Annotated in this window: 13 protein-coding genes; all 13 read right to left on the reverse strand. The window is 60.4% G+C overall.

The genetic code is table 11. The annotated features are described in order from the left end of the window. The 13 genes from JHD64_RS05975 to infB all read right to left on the reverse strand — a co-directional run bounded on the left by JHD64_RS05975 (nucleotide 1) and on the right by infB (nucleotide 16,444). Complete coding sequence (locus JHD64_RS05975) at nucleotides 1-1,083, reverse strand: ABC transporter ATP-binding protein (RefSeq protein WP_199052587.1); 1,083 nt, start codon at nucleotides 1,081-1,083, stop codon at nucleotides 1-3. A gap of 17 nt (nucleotides 1,084-1,100) precedes the next feature. Then, nucleotides 1,101-2,030 carry a branched-chain amino acid ABC transporter permease gene (locus JHD64_RS05980; protein ID WP_059286111.1) on the reverse strand — a complete coding sequence of 310 codons (930 nt, stop codon included), beginning with the start codon at nucleotides 2,028-2,030 and terminating at the stop codon, nucleotides 1,101-1,103. Nucleotides 2,031-2,225: 195 nt separating this feature from the next. Further along, the gene (locus JHD64_RS05985; protein WP_199052588.1) at nucleotides 2,226-2,405 is read right to left on the reverse strand and encodes a hypothetical protein; all 180 of its coding nucleotides are present in this window, start codon (nucleotides 2,403-2,405) and stop codon (nucleotides 2,226-2,228) included. 360 nt (nucleotides 2,406-2,765) lie between these two features. Continuing rightward, nucleotides 2,766-4,112, reverse strand: a complete 1,347-nt coding sequence (astB, locus tag JHD64_RS05990; RefSeq protein ID WP_199052589.1) for an N-succinylarginine dihydrolase — start codon at nucleotides 4,110-4,112, stop codon at nucleotides 2,766-2,768. Next, entirely contained in the window at nucleotides 4,109-5,569 is a 1,461-nt protein-coding gene (astD, locus tag JHD64_RS05995) for a succinylglutamate-semialdehyde dehydrogenase (protein ID WP_199052590.1), read from the reverse strand. Before astD ends, astB begins: the two co-directional genes overlap by 4 nt. Further along, nucleotides 5,566-6,600: an arginine N-succinyltransferase gene (astA, locus tag JHD64_RS06000; protein WP_233170354.1), complete on the reverse strand. Its 1,035-nt coding sequence runs from the start codon at nucleotides 6,598-6,600 to the stop codon at nucleotides 5,566-5,568. The genes astD and astA overlap by 4 nt, the downstream gene beginning before the upstream one ends. Nucleotides 6,601-6,611: 11 nt before the next feature. Beyond that, on the reverse strand, nucleotides 6,612-7,631 hold the full coding sequence (aruF, locus tag JHD64_RS06005) for an arginine/ornithine succinyltransferase subunit alpha (protein WP_059286116.1): 1,020 nt from the start codon (nucleotides 7,629-7,631) through the stop codon (nucleotides 6,612-6,614). A gap of 107 nt (nucleotides 7,632-7,738) precedes the next feature. After that, nucleotides 7,739-8,953, reverse strand: a complete 1,215-nt coding sequence (locus JHD64_RS06010) for an aspartate aminotransferase family protein (RefSeq protein WP_059286117.1) — start codon at nucleotides 8,951-8,953, stop codon at nucleotides 7,739-7,741. Between the two features lie 380 nt (nucleotides 8,954-9,333). Then, nucleotides 9,334-11,481 carry a polyribonucleotide nucleotidyltransferase gene (gene pnp, locus JHD64_RS06015; RefSeq protein WP_059286118.1) on the reverse strand — a complete coding sequence of 716 codons (2,148 nt, stop codon included), beginning with the start codon at nucleotides 11,479-11,481 and terminating at the stop codon, nucleotides 9,334-9,336. Nucleotides 11,482-11,664: 183 nt separating this feature from the next. Continuing rightward, the gene (gene rpsO, locus JHD64_RS06020; protein ID WP_059286119.1) at nucleotides 11,665-11,934 is read right to left on the reverse strand and encodes a 30S ribosomal protein S15; all 270 of its coding nucleotides are present in this window, start codon (nucleotides 11,932-11,934) and stop codon (nucleotides 11,665-11,667) included. Nucleotides 11,935-12,014: 80 nt separating this feature from the next. Continuing rightward, complete coding sequence (gene truB, locus JHD64_RS06025; protein WP_199052591.1) at nucleotides 12,015-12,938, reverse strand: tRNA pseudouridine(55) synthase TruB; 924 nt, start codon at nucleotides 12,936-12,938, stop codon at nucleotides 12,015-12,017. After that, entirely contained in the window at nucleotides 12,935-13,363 is a 429-nt protein-coding gene (gene rbfA, locus JHD64_RS06030) for a 30S ribosome-binding factor RbfA (RefSeq protein WP_110313280.1), read from the reverse strand. Before rbfA ends, truB begins: the two co-directional genes overlap by 4 nt. A gap of 135 nt (nucleotides 13,364-13,498) precedes the next feature. Continuing rightward, complete coding sequence (infB, locus tag JHD64_RS06035; RefSeq protein WP_199052592.1) at nucleotides 13,499-16,444, reverse strand: translation initiation factor IF-2; 2,946 nt, start codon at nucleotides 16,442-16,444, stop codon at nucleotides 13,499-13,501. Between the last annotated feature and the right edge of the window lie 37 nt (nucleotides 16,445-16,481).

The following is a 16,481-nucleotide window of genomic DNA, read 5'->3' on the forward strand; positions in this document are numbered from 1 at the left end:
TTAACCTTTCTGCGCCGCCGCTTCTTTGGCGTCCTTGAACTCAGCCTTGCGGCGTTTGGACGGCAGCATGCCTTCCGGACGAACCAGCATCATCACCACCATGGCAATGCCGAACAGCAGCATGCGGGCATTTTCCGGGTCGATCAGCATGCGACCCATGGTCTTCATCTGCAGCGGGCCAATCACGTCACGCAGGATTTCCGGCGCAATGGTCAGCACAACCGCACCCAGGATCACACCGGCGATATTACCCATGCCGCCCAGTACGATCATGGCCAGAATCATGATGGATTCGAGCAGGCTGAAGGATTCCGGCGAAACAAAGCCCTGGAAGGCAGAGAACAGGCCACCGGCCACACCACCGGACAGCGCGCCCAGTGCAAAAGCCAGCAGCTTGATGTTGCGGATGTTGATGCCCATGGCGGAAGCCGCCACCTGGTCTTCACGCAGTGCCACCCAGGCACGGCCGATACGGGAGTGCTGCAGGCGGGAAGCCATGATCACCACCAGCACGGTCAGTACCAGGAACAGGTAGTAGTACAGGTAAACCGGCGGCAGGCTCAGGCCGAACAGGTTGATCGGAGTACCCAGATCGACCCCCCCCACGTGGATGGGGTCGATCAGGTTGATCCCTTGCGGGCCGTTGGTGATGTTGATCGGCGCATTCAGGTTGTTCATGAAAATACGCACGATTTCACCGAAACCCAGCGTCACGATGGCCAGATAGTCACCCTTCAGGCGCAGTACCGGAGTACCGAGCAGAATGCCGAAGAAGGCGGCAAACAGCGCACCCAGCGGAATGGTGACATAGAAAGGCCAGTGAATGCCGAAGTGCGGCGAACCCAGCAGCGCGTAGGTGTAGGCACCCACGGCATAGAAGGCGATGAAGCCCAGGTCGAGCAGGCCGGCAAAGCCCACCACGATGTTCAGGCCCAGCGCCAGCATCACGTACAACAGCGCAAAGTCGACGATACGTACCCAGGAATTACCCAGTGCGCCGCCTACCACGAAGGGCAGTACGCACAGGGCAATGCCGCAGGCAATGAACAGCCCGAGTTTTTTGGAATCGAGTGCCTTGGTCATATTATTTCTCCCCCGGATCAGGCACGGTCAGCCATCTTTTCGCCCAGCAAGCCGGACGGACGGAAAATCAGCACCAGGATCAGCACCATGAAGGCAAAGATGTCCTGATAGTTGGAACCCAGGAAACCACCGGTCAGCTGGCCGATATAGCCGGCACCCAGGCTTTCGATGATGCCCAGCAGGATACCGCCGGCCACCGCACCACCCAGATTGCCGATACCACCCAGCACCGCAGCGGTAAACGCCTTCAGGCCGATCATGAAGCCCATGTAGTAGTGGGCTTGCGAGTAGTTGGTGGCAACCATCACACCGGCAATCGCGCCCAGGGCGGAACCCAGCATGAAAGTGGCGGAGATGATGGTGTTGACGTTCACACCCATCAGGCCGGCCACGCTCGGGTTCTGGCTGGTGGCACGCATGGCGCGGCCCAGCTTGGTTTTCTCCACGATCACCAGCAAGCCGGCCATCAGCACCACGCACAACACCACGATCATGACCTGCAGCTTGGTGATGCTGGCACCCATGATGCTGACGGTATCCGAGTTGAGAAGGTCAGGGAAAGGAATGTAGTTGCGGCCCCAGATCAGGATGGCCACCTGTTGCAGCGTGATGGACAGACCGATCGCGGTAATCAGCGGGGCCAGACGTTGTGCGCCACGCAGCGGACGGTAGGCCACGCGCTCGATGACGAAACCGAGCAAGGCGCAAGCCGGAATGGCCACCAGCGTACCGATCAGTACGATGGCCCAGCCCGGCAGGTCTACGCCGGAATGCATCAGCGTAGAAACAACGGTAATGCATACCATGGCACCAAACATCACGACTTCGCCATGGGCGAAGTTGATGAGCCCCATGATCCCGTACACCATGGTGTAACCCAGCGCGATCAGCGCATAGATACTACCAAGTACCAGACCATTGAGGATCTGTTGGATAAAAATGTCCACGTGGGAGATCTCCTTTGATTAAACGACCCAGCAGCTTGTAGGGCTTACCCTCTTCTTATGCCACCTGTAGTTGTATAGCCTGTCTTATCGAACCATTTTTCTGGTTTCTGTCTGACAGCCGCACGGATTATGCGTGTGGATTCAATCGACTGTCAATCTTAAAAACCAGCAAAAAACAGCCAAAAAGCAAATCATTTAAAAACTTTGCATGTTATTGATTTTATTGATTTTTTTCAGGGCATAACGCTGCGCCGCAACAAGATAAAATTGGATATCTTCGCTGCGCCGCGCCACACCCGTCCAAGCATGCATTTTCACATTTTTGACATGTTTCCCCTTGATATTCTTCGTTTTCGAAAAGATATGTTCATTCATATTCCAAAGTGAACATAGAATTTCCGCAGTCATTCGAATGTATACAATCTTCGGGATACAATCCAAAGCATGACACTAAGGCATGGCTGACGAGAAAATTCTCATGGCTGTGCAGTCATCCTGATGTATCCATCGCGACAAAACCCACTCCACGCCCCCCCTAGAGCAAAAGTCGGGCCAGATTTTTAGCCGGAAAAAGCCCGGCCCTGCCCCATAATGCGGCAGAAATCTCCCGGACGCCCCAAAAAGAATCCTGGGCGCACCGCCGCAGCCATCCACCGCCAGCGCCACCATGAACAAAGCCACCCGCAGGTGGCTTGGTTCGGCAGCAGAGGGGCGACAAATCTGCCACCCTGCCTGCTAGACCAGCTGGAAGGGGTAGACCGAACCCAGGCGCAGAATCTGCGTCAGTTCGTCCAGCGCGCCACGGCACTCGTCCAGCAGCGCCGGATCAGCCAGATCGTCACCGCTCAGGCGGTCGCGGTAATGCTTGTCCACCCAGTTGTTCAAGCTCATGAACAGCTGCTCGCTCATCAGCACGCCCTGGTTGACCGCGGCGATCTCCGCGGCCGACAGTGCCACGCGCAAACGCAGGCAGGCCGGGCCGCCGCCGTTTTGCATGGATTGTTTCAGGTCGAACACGCGGATTTCATTGATCGGGCCGCCGCTGGACGTCATCTTTTGCAGATAGCTCCATACGCGCTCGATGTTGCGGCACTCTTCCGGCACCACGATGATCATGCTGCCATCGGGCTTGGACAGCAGCTGGCTGTTGAACAGATAGCTCTTTACCGCCTCGGTCACACTGACTTCGGCATCCGGCACTTCCACCGGGACAAACTGCCCGCCCACGGCAGCCAGCTTGCGCGACAGCTCTTCCAGCACCCTGCCCTGCTGCAGGAAGGACTTTTCATGGTGGAACAGCACATTGCGGTTGCCCACCGAAATCACGTCATTGTGGAAGACCCCGGCATCGATGGTGGCCGGGTCTTGCTGGGCATACACCACGCCGGATTCCGCCAAACCATGCAGCCGGGCCACGGCCTGGCAGGCTTCCAGCGTCTGCCGTGCGGGGAAGCGCTGCGGGGCCGGGTAACGGCCATCGAATGCAGCCGCGCCGAACACGAAGAACTCCACCCCGGCAGCATCATATTCCGCACAGAAGCGGGTATGGTTGGCCGCACCTTCATCACCAAAGTGCATCTGTGCCGGCAGGGCTTCATGCACCATGAAATGCTGCTCATCGGCAAACATGGCCTGCAACAGACGACGCGTGGTGGGATGCTCGATGGAGCGGTGGAATTTGTTGTTCAGATTGGCCGGGGTAAAGTGCACCCGCTTGTCCGCGGTATCGCCAGACGGGCTGACCGTGGCGGCATTGGCCGTCCACATGCAGGAGGCCGATGAGGCCGCCGCCAGAATGGCCGGGGCTTCCTTGGCGGCGCGGGCCACCACTTCGCCGTCCGTGCCTGAAAAACCCAGGCGGCGCAGGCTGGCCACATCCGGACGCTCATGCGGAGCCAGCACGCCCTGCTTGAAGCCCAGGTCGTGCAGCGCCTTCATCTTGGCCAGGCCCTGCTTGGCCGCCAGCTTGGGGTTGGACACGGCCTTGGTATTGCTGGTGGAAGCAACATTGCCAAAGGACAGGCCGCTGTAGTTGTGCGTCGGCCCAACCAGGCCGTCAAAATTCACTTCGTAGGCGTTCACAGTGTAATCCCCGGAGAAAGTTGGGCAGGCACGGTCAGGCTGTCGCATTCCAGCGAGGCTACCGGGTAAGCGCAGTAATCCGCAGCATAGTAGGCACTGGGGCGATGGTTGCCAGAGGCACCGATGCCACCGAACGGGGCGGCACTGGAGGCGCCGGTCAGCGGCTTGTTCCAGTTGACCACGCCAGCGCGGCTTTCCAGCAGATAGCGTTCGTACAGATCGCGGCTGTCCGACAGCACACCGCCAGCCAGGCCAAAGCGGGTGTCGTTGGCAATGGCGATGGCCTCGTCAAAGTCGGCATAGCGGATGACTTGCAGCAAGGGGCCGAAGAATTCTTCATCCGGGCGATCCACCGCGGTGCTGTCGATGATGCCGGGCGACAGCATGGCGGCATCTGGCGTCAGGCGACGCATTTCCAGCAGACTCTTGCCACCGTTTTCCAGCAGCCAGGCCTGGGCCTTGAGCAGGGCTTCGGCAGCGGCGTTGGAAATTACCGCGCCCATGAAGGGTGCCGGTTGTTCGTCGTACTTGCCCACCTTGAGCTTGGCGGTGACCTCAACCAGCCGTGCCAGCAGCGCATCACCCCAGGCGCCTTGCGGCAGCAGCAGACGGCGCGCGCAAGTGCAGCGCTGACCCGCCGACACAAAAGCCGACTGGATGATGTGATGCACGGCGGCATCGACATCGGCCACGTCTTCCACGATCAGCGGATTGTTACCGCCCATTTCCAGCGCCACGATCTTGTCCGGCTGGCCGCCGAAATTGCGGTGTAGCAGTTCGCCAGTGGCCGAGCTGCCGGTAAAGAACAGGCCGTCGATACCCTTGTGGCCAGCCAGGGCGATGCCGGTTTCCCGCGCGCCTTGCAACAGGGCCATTACCCCGGCCGGCAAGCCGGCTTCCACCCACAGGCGGACGGTTTCCTGCGCCGTCCACGGAGTCAGCTCGGACGGTTTGAACAGCACGCAGTTACCAGCCAGCAGCGCCGGGACAATATGGCCATTGGGCAGATGGCCGGGGAAGTTGTAGGGGCCGAACACCGCCACCACGCCATGCGGCTTGTGACGCAACACCGCCTGGGCATCACCCATGGGTGCGGCGCGCTCGCCGGTACGCTCCTGGTAGGACTTCACCGAGATCTCCACCTTGTTGACCATGGTGGTGACTTCGGTCAGCGCTTCCCACAGCGGCTTGCCGGTTTCCTTGGCGATGATGGTGGCCAGGCCATCCTTGTTGGCCGTCAGCAGCTCGCCAAAGCGGCGGGCGATGGCAATGCGCTGCTCCAGCGCGGTGCGGGCCCAGCTCTTGAAAGCCTGACGCGCATGGGCAACCGCAGCATCCACCTGCGCGGCATCCGCGCCCTGCCCTTGCCAGATGACTTCAGCCGTAGCCGGGTTGGTCTTGCTCAGGGCTGCGCCGGCACCGGCCAGCCATTGTCCGTTGATCAACAGGGTGCTCATACATTCTCCTTGGGCGACAGCGCCACGGCGCGCACATGCTCGCCTTCCTGCACGTTCAGCGCCTGCGCCTGTTCCGGCGTCAGGCAGAATTCATGGGTGGGTGCCGGGGCTTCCGCCAGAATCACCCGGAATCCGGTGAGCGACTGATTCGACACCAGATAATGACAACGCTCGCCTGCCGGCAGCGGGTCTGCCAGTTTCACCGCCAGGGTGCGGCTTTCCTTCACCGCGCGGATTTCACTGGTATACGCCTGCACGGTGGGGCCGGCATCAAAGATGTCGACATAGCCTTCGTAGCGGAAGCCTTCCGATTCCAGCATGGCCACGGCCGGGCGGGTGTTGTCGTGCGTCTTGCCGATCACCGCCTGGGCATCGGCCGGCAGAAAATCCACATACACCGGATGCTTGGGCATCAGCTCGGCGACAAAGGCTTTCTGGCCAACGCCGGTGAGGTAATCCGCCTGGGCAAAATCGATGGAGAAAAAGTGGCGGCCCAGCCCTTCCCAGAAGGGCGAGCGGCCATCGGCATCGGATACCCCGCGCATTTCCGCCACCACGGTCTTGCCGAACAGCTGCGGGAATTGCGCCAGGAACAGGAAACGGCTTTTCGACAACAGGCCGCCATTGCGATTGGCGCGGAAGTCCGGATGCAGGAACAAGGTGCACAGCTCGGAGTAACCGGTGTGGTCGTTGGACAGGAACAGGGTTTCGTGACGCGAGTACACACCCAGTTCGTCCGAAGCATGGACAATGGTGCCCACGCGGTAGTTGTACCAGGGCTCCTTCAGGCCAACCGCGGCTTCCAGTGCGCAGATACCGCCAACCTGGCCGGTTTCACTGTCTTCCAGCACGAATACATAGCCCTGATCGGCGCGGTCCAGCTCGCCGGCAAAGGACAATACCGAGCGGCTGATGCGACGCGACAGCCGCTCTTCGTTCACCGGCAGCGAAGTCAGGCCGACACCGGCACTGCGTGCCAGATTCATCAGGCCGGGCAGATCGCCATGGGCGATGGGACGGATAATCATCATGCTGCTTCTCCTCAGCCTTGCTGCAAACCGACGACGCGCACCGTGTCGCCACTGGCCACACCCAGGGCCTGGGCTGCGTCGGGGTTGATGAAGGCCACACCGTCCACCACCGCCACCCGGATGGCTGCTGCGGCAAAGTCGCCTACCTGTTGATTGCATACCAGATGCATGCTGGCCTGGGCCGGCAGGCTGGCGGCCACTTCCACCGGATAGCTGCGATTGCGCTCCAGCGTTTGCAGGCGGTCCAGCTCGGCCGTCAGCACCGCACCGCCATCAAAGATGTCGATGTAGTTGTCGGCCTCAAAGCCCTCGGTAGTCAGCAACTGGCAGGGACGCTCGAAATTGGCGTGAATCTGGCCAATGGCATTTTGCGCATCATCCGGCAGCAGCGGGACATAGATGGGGTAGCTGGGCATCAGCTCGGCAATAAAGGTTTTGCTGTGGCCGACAAAGGCCTGCTCCACCTGCAGGAAATCCATATTGAAGAAGCGGCGGCCAATGGCGTTCCAGAACGGCGACTGGCCGGCATCGTCATGAATGCCCTGCATTTCGGCAATGATGCGGCGGCCAAAACGTGCGCGCGCCGTGGCGATGAACAGCAGGCGGGCACGGGACAGCAGTTCGGCGGCGACAGGCTCCAGTGCGGCATCGGCATAAAAGCCGCACAGCTGCACCATGCCGGTAAGGTCGTGGCAGATGTTCAGCACATGCACGCGGTTGTTCACCTTGAGCGTGCGCGAGGCATGGACGAAGGTTTCGCTGCGGTAGCTGTAAAACGGCTCGTCAAAACCGGCACAGGCGCTGATGGAGGCCGTGCCCACCACTTCGCCGGCCGATTCCAGCACAAACATATAGTATTCGCTGCCGGTTTCTGCAGTGGCTTCAAACTCGAAGGACGATGAGGACTGCTGGATGCGTTCGAACAGCTTGTCCCGATTGTTGGGCAGGCTGGTCACACCAATGCCGCTGGCTACGGCCATTCTTTCGATGGCGGGCAAGTCGGCGGTGCGGACTGGGCGCACGATAAACATGGAAACCTCCCTCTGGGGGGTAAGCCGCTGCGCCGTTTCACGGGCGCAGCCGTACCCGCAGCCGCGGAAAAACCGGGCTGCGGTGTCTCTTGCTGGGAAAAACAGGCTTACTTGGCGGCGACGAGTTCAGCCACGGCAGCATCAAAACGCTGCAGGGCTTCGTCGATGTCGCGGTCTTCCACTACCAGTGACGGCGCCATACGCACGACATTGACCCCGGCGACCAGCAGCAACAGCTGATGCTTGCTGGCGGCGTTGACAAAGTCCTTGGCACGGCCCGCATATTCATCCGTCAGCACGCAGCCCAGCAGCAGGCCCATGCCACGCACTTCCTTGAACACGTGGTATTTGGCATTGATGGCATTCAGGCCATCGCGCAGGCGCTGGCTCTTGGCGCGCACGCCATCCAGCACTTGCGGGGTATTGACGATTTCGATCACCTTGAGGGCGACCGAGGCGGCCAGCGGGTTGCCGCCATAAGTGGTGCCATGGGTGCCGACCGAGAAGCTCTTGGCAATCTTGTCGGTGGTCAGCATGGCGCCGATGGGGAAGCCGCCGCCCAGCGATTTGGCGCTGGACAGGATGTCCGGGGTCACGCCGTATTCCTGGTAGGCGTACAGCGAGCCGCTACGGCCGACGCCGGTTTGCACTTCGTCAAAGATCAGCAGGGCATTGTGCTGGTCGCACAGTTCGCGCGCAGCTTGCAGGAAAGCCTTGTCGGCCGGCAGCACACCGCCCTCGCCCTGTACCGGCTCGATCACCACGGCGCAGGTCTTGTCGGTGATGGCGGCCTTGAGCGAGTCGATATTGTTGAACTCGAAATGGTGGATGCCGGCCGGTACCGGGGCAAAGCCTTCGGTGTACTTGGGCTGGCCACCCACGCTCACGGTAAACAGGGTACGGCCGTGGAAGGAATTCTTGCAGGAAATGATTTCATTCTTTTCCGGGCCGAAGTGGTCGGCAGCGTACTTGCGTGCCAGTTTGAAACAGGCTTCGTTGGCCTCGGCGCCGGAGTTGCAGAAGAAGGCACGGTCGGCAAAGGTGGCGGCAGTCAGCGCGTGCGCCAGTTTCAGTACCGGCTCGTTGGTGAACACATTGGAGACATGCCACAGCTTGCCAGCCTGTTCGGTCAGCGCAGCCACCAGCTCCGGGTGGCAATGGCCCAGCGAATTCACGGCGATACCACCGGCCAGATCAATGAATTCACGACCATCCTGATCCCAGACGCGGGAGCCCAGGCCCTTGACCGGAATAAAAGCCGCCGGGCCGTAGTTGGGTACCATGACCTGGTCGAAATCAGCGCGGGTGATCGAATTGCTCATCTTTATAGTTCCCTTCCTGCAGAGTCCTCCGCTTCTGCCTGCTGTCCTGGGCAGAAAACGGCATTGTTATGATTTAATACGCTTGAAATGATTCTAATCGAATCACCAAGCCAACCCATATCCGGTTTGCGACATCAGCTTATAAAATTACTTGACCTATCTCAAAGCAGCCCCGTCAGCATAATTCCCATAATTTTCAAATACTTGCGGCAGATTATAGCGCCAGCAGTGCCATAATCCGGCCTGAAAAGTCCATTTTCCCACTCAGCCCTGCGGCAATGGCGACATGCAACAACAGCTTGCCCGCCAGCATGCCGCCGCGCGACAGGCGTAAAAAAGCCCGCATTGCTGCGGGCTTTCTTGTTGCCGATCAGGCAGGATTACTGCTGGGTCTTCAGACCGAAGGAGTCGGCGGTTTCGCGCGCCACCTTGGATTCGTCTTCCAGCAGGGCCTTGATGGACAGGCGGATGCGACCGCGATCGTCCATTTCAATGGCCTTGACCTTCACAACCTGGCCTTCTTTCAGGTAGTCGGACACATTCTTGATACGCTCGTTGGCGATCTGCGAAATGTGTACCAGACCATCCTTGCCCGGCAGGATGGAAACGATGGCGCCGACATTGTTGTCGAGAATCTTCACCACGGTGCCTTCGTAGATCTTGCCTACTTCGACTTCAACGGTGATTTCTTCGATGCGCTTCTTGGCAGCCTCGGCGCCTTCACCGGAGATGGAGGCGATGGTGATGGTGCCATCTTCATCGATATTGATCTCGGTGCCGGTGTCCTTGGTGATGGAGCGGATGGTTTCGCCGCCCTTGCCGATCACTTCACGGATTTTCTCCGGGTTGATCTTCATCACGTACAGACGCGGGGCATGGGCGGACAGCTCTTGCGGGCCTTCCACGGCTTCCTTCATCAGGCCCAGGATATGCTCGCGGCCTTCCTTGGCTTGCGCCAGGGCAACCTGCATGATTTCCTTGGTGATGCCCTGGATCTTGATGTCCATCTGCAGGGCGGTGATTCCTTCGGCCGTACCGGCCACCTTGAAGTCCATGTCGCCCAGGTGATCTTCATCACCCAGGATGTCGGTCAGCACGGCAAAGCGGTTGCCTTCCAGGATCAGACCCATGGCGATACCGGCCACGTGGGCCTTCAGCGGTACACCGGCGGACAGCAGCGACAGGCAGCCACCGCAAACGGAAGCCATGGAGGACGAACCGTTGGATTCGGTGATTTCCGACACCACGCGCATGGAGTAACCGAATTCGGATTCCGGCGGCAGTACGGCCACCAGGGCACGCTTGGCCAGACGACCGTGGCCGATTTCACGACGCTTCGGCGGGCCCATGCGGCCGGCTTCACCGGTGGAGTACGGCGGGAAGTTGTAATGCAGCATGAAGCGTTCGGTGTATTCACCGGCCAGCGCGTCGATGATCTGCTCGTCCTGCTTGGTGCCCAGCGTGGTCACCACCAGACCCTGGGTTTCGCCACGGGTAAACAGGGCGGAACCGTGGGTACGCGGCAGCACATTGCTGCGGATGCTGATCGGGCGCACGGTGCGGGTGTCGCGACCGTCGATACGCGGCTCACCAGCCAGAATCTGACCACGTACGATCTCGGCTTCCAGACCCTTGAAGATGCCCTTGATTTCGTTGGCCAGCAGGGTGTCGGTTTCTTCGGTGATCAGCGCAGCCTTGACGTCGCTCCAGGCGTCGTTGATGGCTACGGTGCGGGCTTGCTTCTGGCGCAGGCGGAAGGCAGCGGCCAGCTTGTCACCGGCAATGCCACGCACCTGGGCGATCAGCTCTTCGTTCTTGGCCGGAGCGGCCCAGTCGAACATCACCGGATTGACTTCATCAGCCAGTTCGTTGATGGCCTTGATGGCAGCCTGCATCTGCTCGTGACCGAACACCACGGCGCCCAGCATCACGGCTTCGGACAGTTCCTTGGCTTCGGATTCCACCATCAGCACGGCACGTTCGGTACCGGCAACCACCAGGTCCATTGCGGAGCCGGCCAGTTCGCTCTTGGTCGGGTTCAGGATGTATTCGCCATTGGCGTAACCCACACGGGCAGCACCGATGGGGCCGGCAAACGGCAGGCCGGAAATGGCCAGCGCAGCAGAAGCACCAATCATGGCCGGGATGTCGGAATCCACTTCCGGGTTCAGCGACAGCACGGTGGCCACGATCTGTACGTCGTGGTAGAAGCCTTCCGGGAACAGCGGGCGGATCGGACGGTCGATCAGGCGGCTGGTCAGCACTTCCTTCTCGGACTGCTTGCCTTCGCGCTTGAAGAAGCCACCCGGGATTTTACCGGCCGCGTAGGTACGCTCCAGGTAATCGACGGTCAGCGGGAAGAAATCCTGGCCCGGCTTGACATTTTTGCCACCGACAACGGTGACCAGAACTACGGTTTCATCAACAGAAACAATAACGGAGCCGGAAGCCTGGCGCGCTACTTCGCCGGTTTCCAGGGTAACGGTCTGGTTACCATACTGAAACGATTTGGTAATTTTATTGAACACAGGGTATCCCTTAGTCAAAATATGTTTTTTCAAGCTGAAAACACAACGGGAACCCCTAAAAATTCAGACCGGCCGCGATCAAAATTTCTAGAGGCTCCCCCCGTTGTCACAGTAATACAGCGTGCTTGAAGGCCAGCGTGAAAAAGTCGCAGACTTGCTGCGACTTTTTCAAACCTGAACCAATTACTTGCGCAGACCCAGACGGGCAATCAGGGCGCGGTAGCTGTCAGCATCGGTGCGCTTGAGGTAGTCAAGCAGACGACGACGACGGCTCACCATCTTCAGCAGACCACGACGGCTGTGGTGATCCTTGGTGTTGGCCTTGAAGTGCGGGGTCAGATCGTTGATACGGGCGGTCAGCAGTGCGATTTGCACTTCGGACGAACCGGTATCGCCTTCCTTGTGTTGGAAGTTTTTAACGATTTCTGCTTTTTGAGTGGCGGTCATTGCCATTTTGGGTAACTCCAAATCAGGTAAGGATCTTGCGATCCGACAAGTGCAGCGAGCCGGTTGCCCAACCCATCCGCACTTCGCTAGCTGGCTGTCTGCTTGACAGCCAGCAGTCTGATCGGGTGCAGCATGTCATCATCACGCACCTCGGCCAGACCAAGAAACTCCGCGTTTGCATCGCTGTAAACCCGGAAGCGCGTCATTCTCGCACAGTTGCCGGCAAAACGCACGGCCTGTCCATGAATAAAACGCCCGGCCATGGTTTCATCCAGCGTGGTGGCGGGAAAATGTTGCACCAACACATCGGCAGGCAGCAGCAAGGCCTCCCGCCCGGCCATGTCCAGCGCCTCGACGGCTGCCAGGGTGTGTGCCTCGGACAACTGGAAACCACCGGTGGTGGTGCGGCGCAGGCCGGTCAGGTGGGCGGCGCAGTCCAGCGCAATGGCAATGTCTTCCGCCAGGGTGCGGATATACGTGCCCTTGCTGCACAGCACATCGATGACCGCTTCCACGCCATCAAAGCTGATCAGCTGAAGCGAATGAATGGTGATCTGGCGCGCTTCGCGATGGATTTCAATGCCTTCGCGGGCGTATTCGTACAGGGGCTTGCCCTGGTGCTTGAGTGCCGAATACATCGGCGGCACCTGGCTGATCTCGCCGACAAACTGCTGCATCACCTGCAACAGGCGGGCCTGGTCGAAGGCAACCGGGCACTCGCGCACCACCTCGCCCTCGATGTCGCCCGTGCTGGTGGCGGCACCAAAGCGTACGGTGGCGCGGTAGCCCTTGTCGGCATCCAGCAGATAGGAGGAAAACTTGGTGGCTTCCCCCAGGCACATCGGCAACAGGCCGGTGGCCAGCGGGTCCAGCACACCGGTATGCCCGGCCTTGGCGGCATTGAGCAGCCAGCGCGCCTTTTGCAACGCATTATTGCTGGAAATATCGTAGGGCTTGTCGATCAGCAGCACGCCATCAATCTGGCGGCGGTTGCTGCGCGGCTTGCTCATTCGGCACTACCTTCCTGCTCTTGCCCGGCAGCTGCGCCCTCGCCTTCGGCAGCACCGAACTTCTCGGCATCTTCCCGTGCCACCTGGTTGATCAGGCTGGTCATGTGCATGCCGCGCGATACGGATTCGTCGTAGACAAAGTGCAGCTGCGGGGTGGTGAACATCTTGATGCTGCGGCCCAGTTCGGAACGCAGGTAACCGGCAGAGTGCTCCAGTGCTTCCTGGCTGACTTCGCGGGTTTTCTCGTCCATCACGGTGTAGAACACCTTGGCATGCGAGTAATCACGGGTCACTTGTACGGCGGTAATGGTGATCCAGCCCACGCGCGGGTCTTTCAGACCGGTGCGGACCAGTTCGGCCAACTCGCGCTGAATCTGTTCAGCAATGCGGTCGGCGCGGGAGAAACCTTTTCTGGCTTTGGCCATGATTTCCATCCTGTCGGTATAAAAGCGGCCAACAGCCAGCCGGGCATGGACCCGGCCTTGTGTCAGCCGCCTTGAATGCAAAAGGCGAGCGCCTTCGAGCCTGAGCCCGAAGCGCGCCCGCCGGGGAGCTGCCGCTTACAGCGAGCGAGCCACTTCCACGATTTCGAAAGCTTCCAGTTGGTCGCCTTCCTGGATGTCGTTGAAGTTCTTCAGCATCAGGCCACATTCGTAACCCTGCTTCACTTCCTTCACGTCGTCCTTGAAACGCTTGAGCGAGTCCAGTTCGCCGGTGTGCACCACCACGTGGTTGCGGATCAGACGGATCGAAGCAGTACGCTTGATCACACCGTCGGTCACCATACAACCCGCGATATTGCCTACCTTCGACACCGGGATCACCTGACGGATCTCGACGGTACCCAGGATCTGTTCCTTCTTCTCCGGAGCCAGCATGCCGGACAAGGCGGCTTTCACTTCGTCCACGGCATCGTAGATGATGCTGTAGTAACGGATGTCCACGCCTTCGTTTTCGGCCAGCTTGCGCGCTGCGGCATCGGAGCGGGTGTTGAAGCCGATCACGATGGCCTTGGAAGCAATCGCCAGGTTGATGTCCGATTCCGAGATGCCACCCACGCCGGAGTGCAGGATGCTGACGCGCACTTCGTCGGTGGACAGCTTTTGCAGGCTGCCAGCCAGCGCTTCGTAGGAACCCTGTACGTCGGCCTTGATGATGATGGACAAGGTTTGCACCTCGCCACTGCCATCGGCCATCTGGGCAAACATGTTTTCCAGCTTGGCGGCTTGCTGCTTGGCCAGGCGGACGTCACGGAACTTGCCGGCACGGAACAGGGCGATTTCACGCGCCTTGCGTTCGTCGGTCAGCACCATGGCGTCTTCACCGGCTTGCGGCACGTCGGACAGACCCAGGATTTCCACCGGGATGGCCGGACCAGCGGTGTCGATGGCCTTGCCGTTTTCGTCCATCATGGCGCGAACGCGGCCAAATGCCGTACCAGCCAGTACCACATCGCCCTTCTTCAGAGTGCCGGACTGTACCAGCAGGGTGGCAACCGGGCCACGACCCTTGTCCAGACGGGCTTCCACGATGATGCCCTTGGCCGGGGCGTCGATCGGCGCATTCAGCTCCAGCACTTCGGCTTGCAGCAGGATGGCTTCCAGCAGCGCGTCGATATTGGTGCCTTGCTTGGCAGACACTTCGACGAACTGGGTATCGCCACCCCAGTCTTCCGGCACCACTTCGTGCGATACCAGCTCCTGGCGGATGCGTTCTACATTGGCACCCATCTTGTCGATCTTGTTGACCGCCACCACCATCGGCACCTTGGCAGCCTTGGCATGGTGAATGGCTTCAATGGTCTGCGGCATCACGCCGTCGTCGGCCGCCACCACCAGCACCACGATGTCGGTGGCCTTGGCACCACGGGCACGCATGGCGGTAAACGCTTCGTGACCCGGGGTATCCAGGAAGGTGATCATGCCGCGCGGGGTTTCCACGTGGTAAGCACCGATATGCTGGGTAATGCCACCGGCTTCGCCCGCCGCCACCTTGGCGCGACGGATGTAGTCCAGCAGCGAGGTCTTGCCGTGGTCGACGTGACCCATGACGGTAACCACCGGCGGACGCGGCAACACGGCCACTTCCACCTCTTCGCCTTCCGGTTTTTCCAGGTAGGCTTCCGGATCGTCCGCCTGTGCCGCACGCGGCTTGTGGCCCATTTCTTCCACCACGATCATGGCGGTTTCCTGGTCCAGTACCTGGTTGATGGTGACCATCATGCCCATCTTCATCAGGACCTTGATCACCTCGACGGCCTTGACGGCCATGCGGTGAGCCAGATCGGCCACGGAGATGGTTTCCGGCACCAGCACTTCATGAATGATGGGCTCGGTCGGGGCCTGGAAAGCATGCTGATTGTTCTGCTTGTGCTTGCCCTTGCCGCCGCGGGATTTCCAGTCGCTGCCGGCATCGCCGCCCTTGGTCTTCAGACCACGGCCGCCCTTCTTGCCTTCTTCCCAGCGCTCGTTACCCTTCTTGGCGCCGCCCTTCTTGGCATCCGGACGACCGGCTACCGTAGCAGGAACGACCGGCGCACCCGGCGCAGCGGCCGGACGCGGGCCACGACTGTCGGCACCTGCCGGACGCGGACCACGGTTGTCGGCACCAGCCGGGCGCGGGCCACGGTTGTCACCGGCCGGGCGCGGACCACGGTTGTCGCCAGCCGGGCGCGGGCCACGGTTGTCGCCAGCCGGACGCGGGCCGCGGTTGTCGGCACCAGCAGGACGCGGACCACGCTCATCGCGGCGCTCGTCGCTGCGTGCTTCCACCGGCTTCGGCGCTTCAACCGGCTTGGGAGCCGGTGCCGGTGCCGGCTGCTGGGCAGCCAGACGAGCCGCCTGACGGCGCTCTTCGCGTTCGATCTTTTCGCGCATCAGCTCTTGCTGACGGGCGCGGAAAGCAGCCTGACGCTTTTCTTCCGCTTCGCGGGAGGCTACTTCTTCCGGCGACAGAATGGAGGCCACGGTGCGTACCGGAGCCGGAGCCGGCTTGGCAGCAGGTGCGGCTTCCTTGGCCGGGGCTTCCGCAACCGGTGCTGCCGGTGCGGCGGGCTTGGATTCCACCTTGGGTTCAACCTTTACTTGCGGTTCCGGCTTTGCTTCCGGCTTGACTTCAGCCGGCTTGGTCTCTGCCGCCGGAGCGGGGGCAGAAACAGGTTCGGCGGCCTTGGCTACCGGAGCGGCAACCGGCGCAACTTCCGCCGGAGCAGCTGCCGGAGTGTCTTCCGGACGAACCACGACACGCTTCTTGCGCGTCTCCACTTTTACCGTACTACCGTCGGCGGTCTTGATTTCACTGGTGGACTTGCGGGTCAGCGTAATACGCGACTCATCACGGGCGCCATGCGAACGCTTCAGGTAGTCAAGAAGCTGGGATTTATCCTGCTCGGAGAGCATATCATCCGGCGTGCGCTTGGCCACACCCGCTGCACGAAGCTGTTCCAGCAATCGTTCAGGCGTGAGGTTCAGCTCACCGGCAAACTGTTTTACATTCGTCAATACCATGCGTCTTCCCAAATTCCGTAAATACTTCCCGAAGAAG

Origin of the sequence: Aquitalea sp. ASV15, from assembly GCF_016429115.1 — a bacterium.
GTDB classification, from domain to species: domain Bacteria; phylum Pseudomonadota; class Gammaproteobacteria; order Burkholderiales; family Chromobacteriaceae; genus Aquitalea; species Aquitalea magnusonii.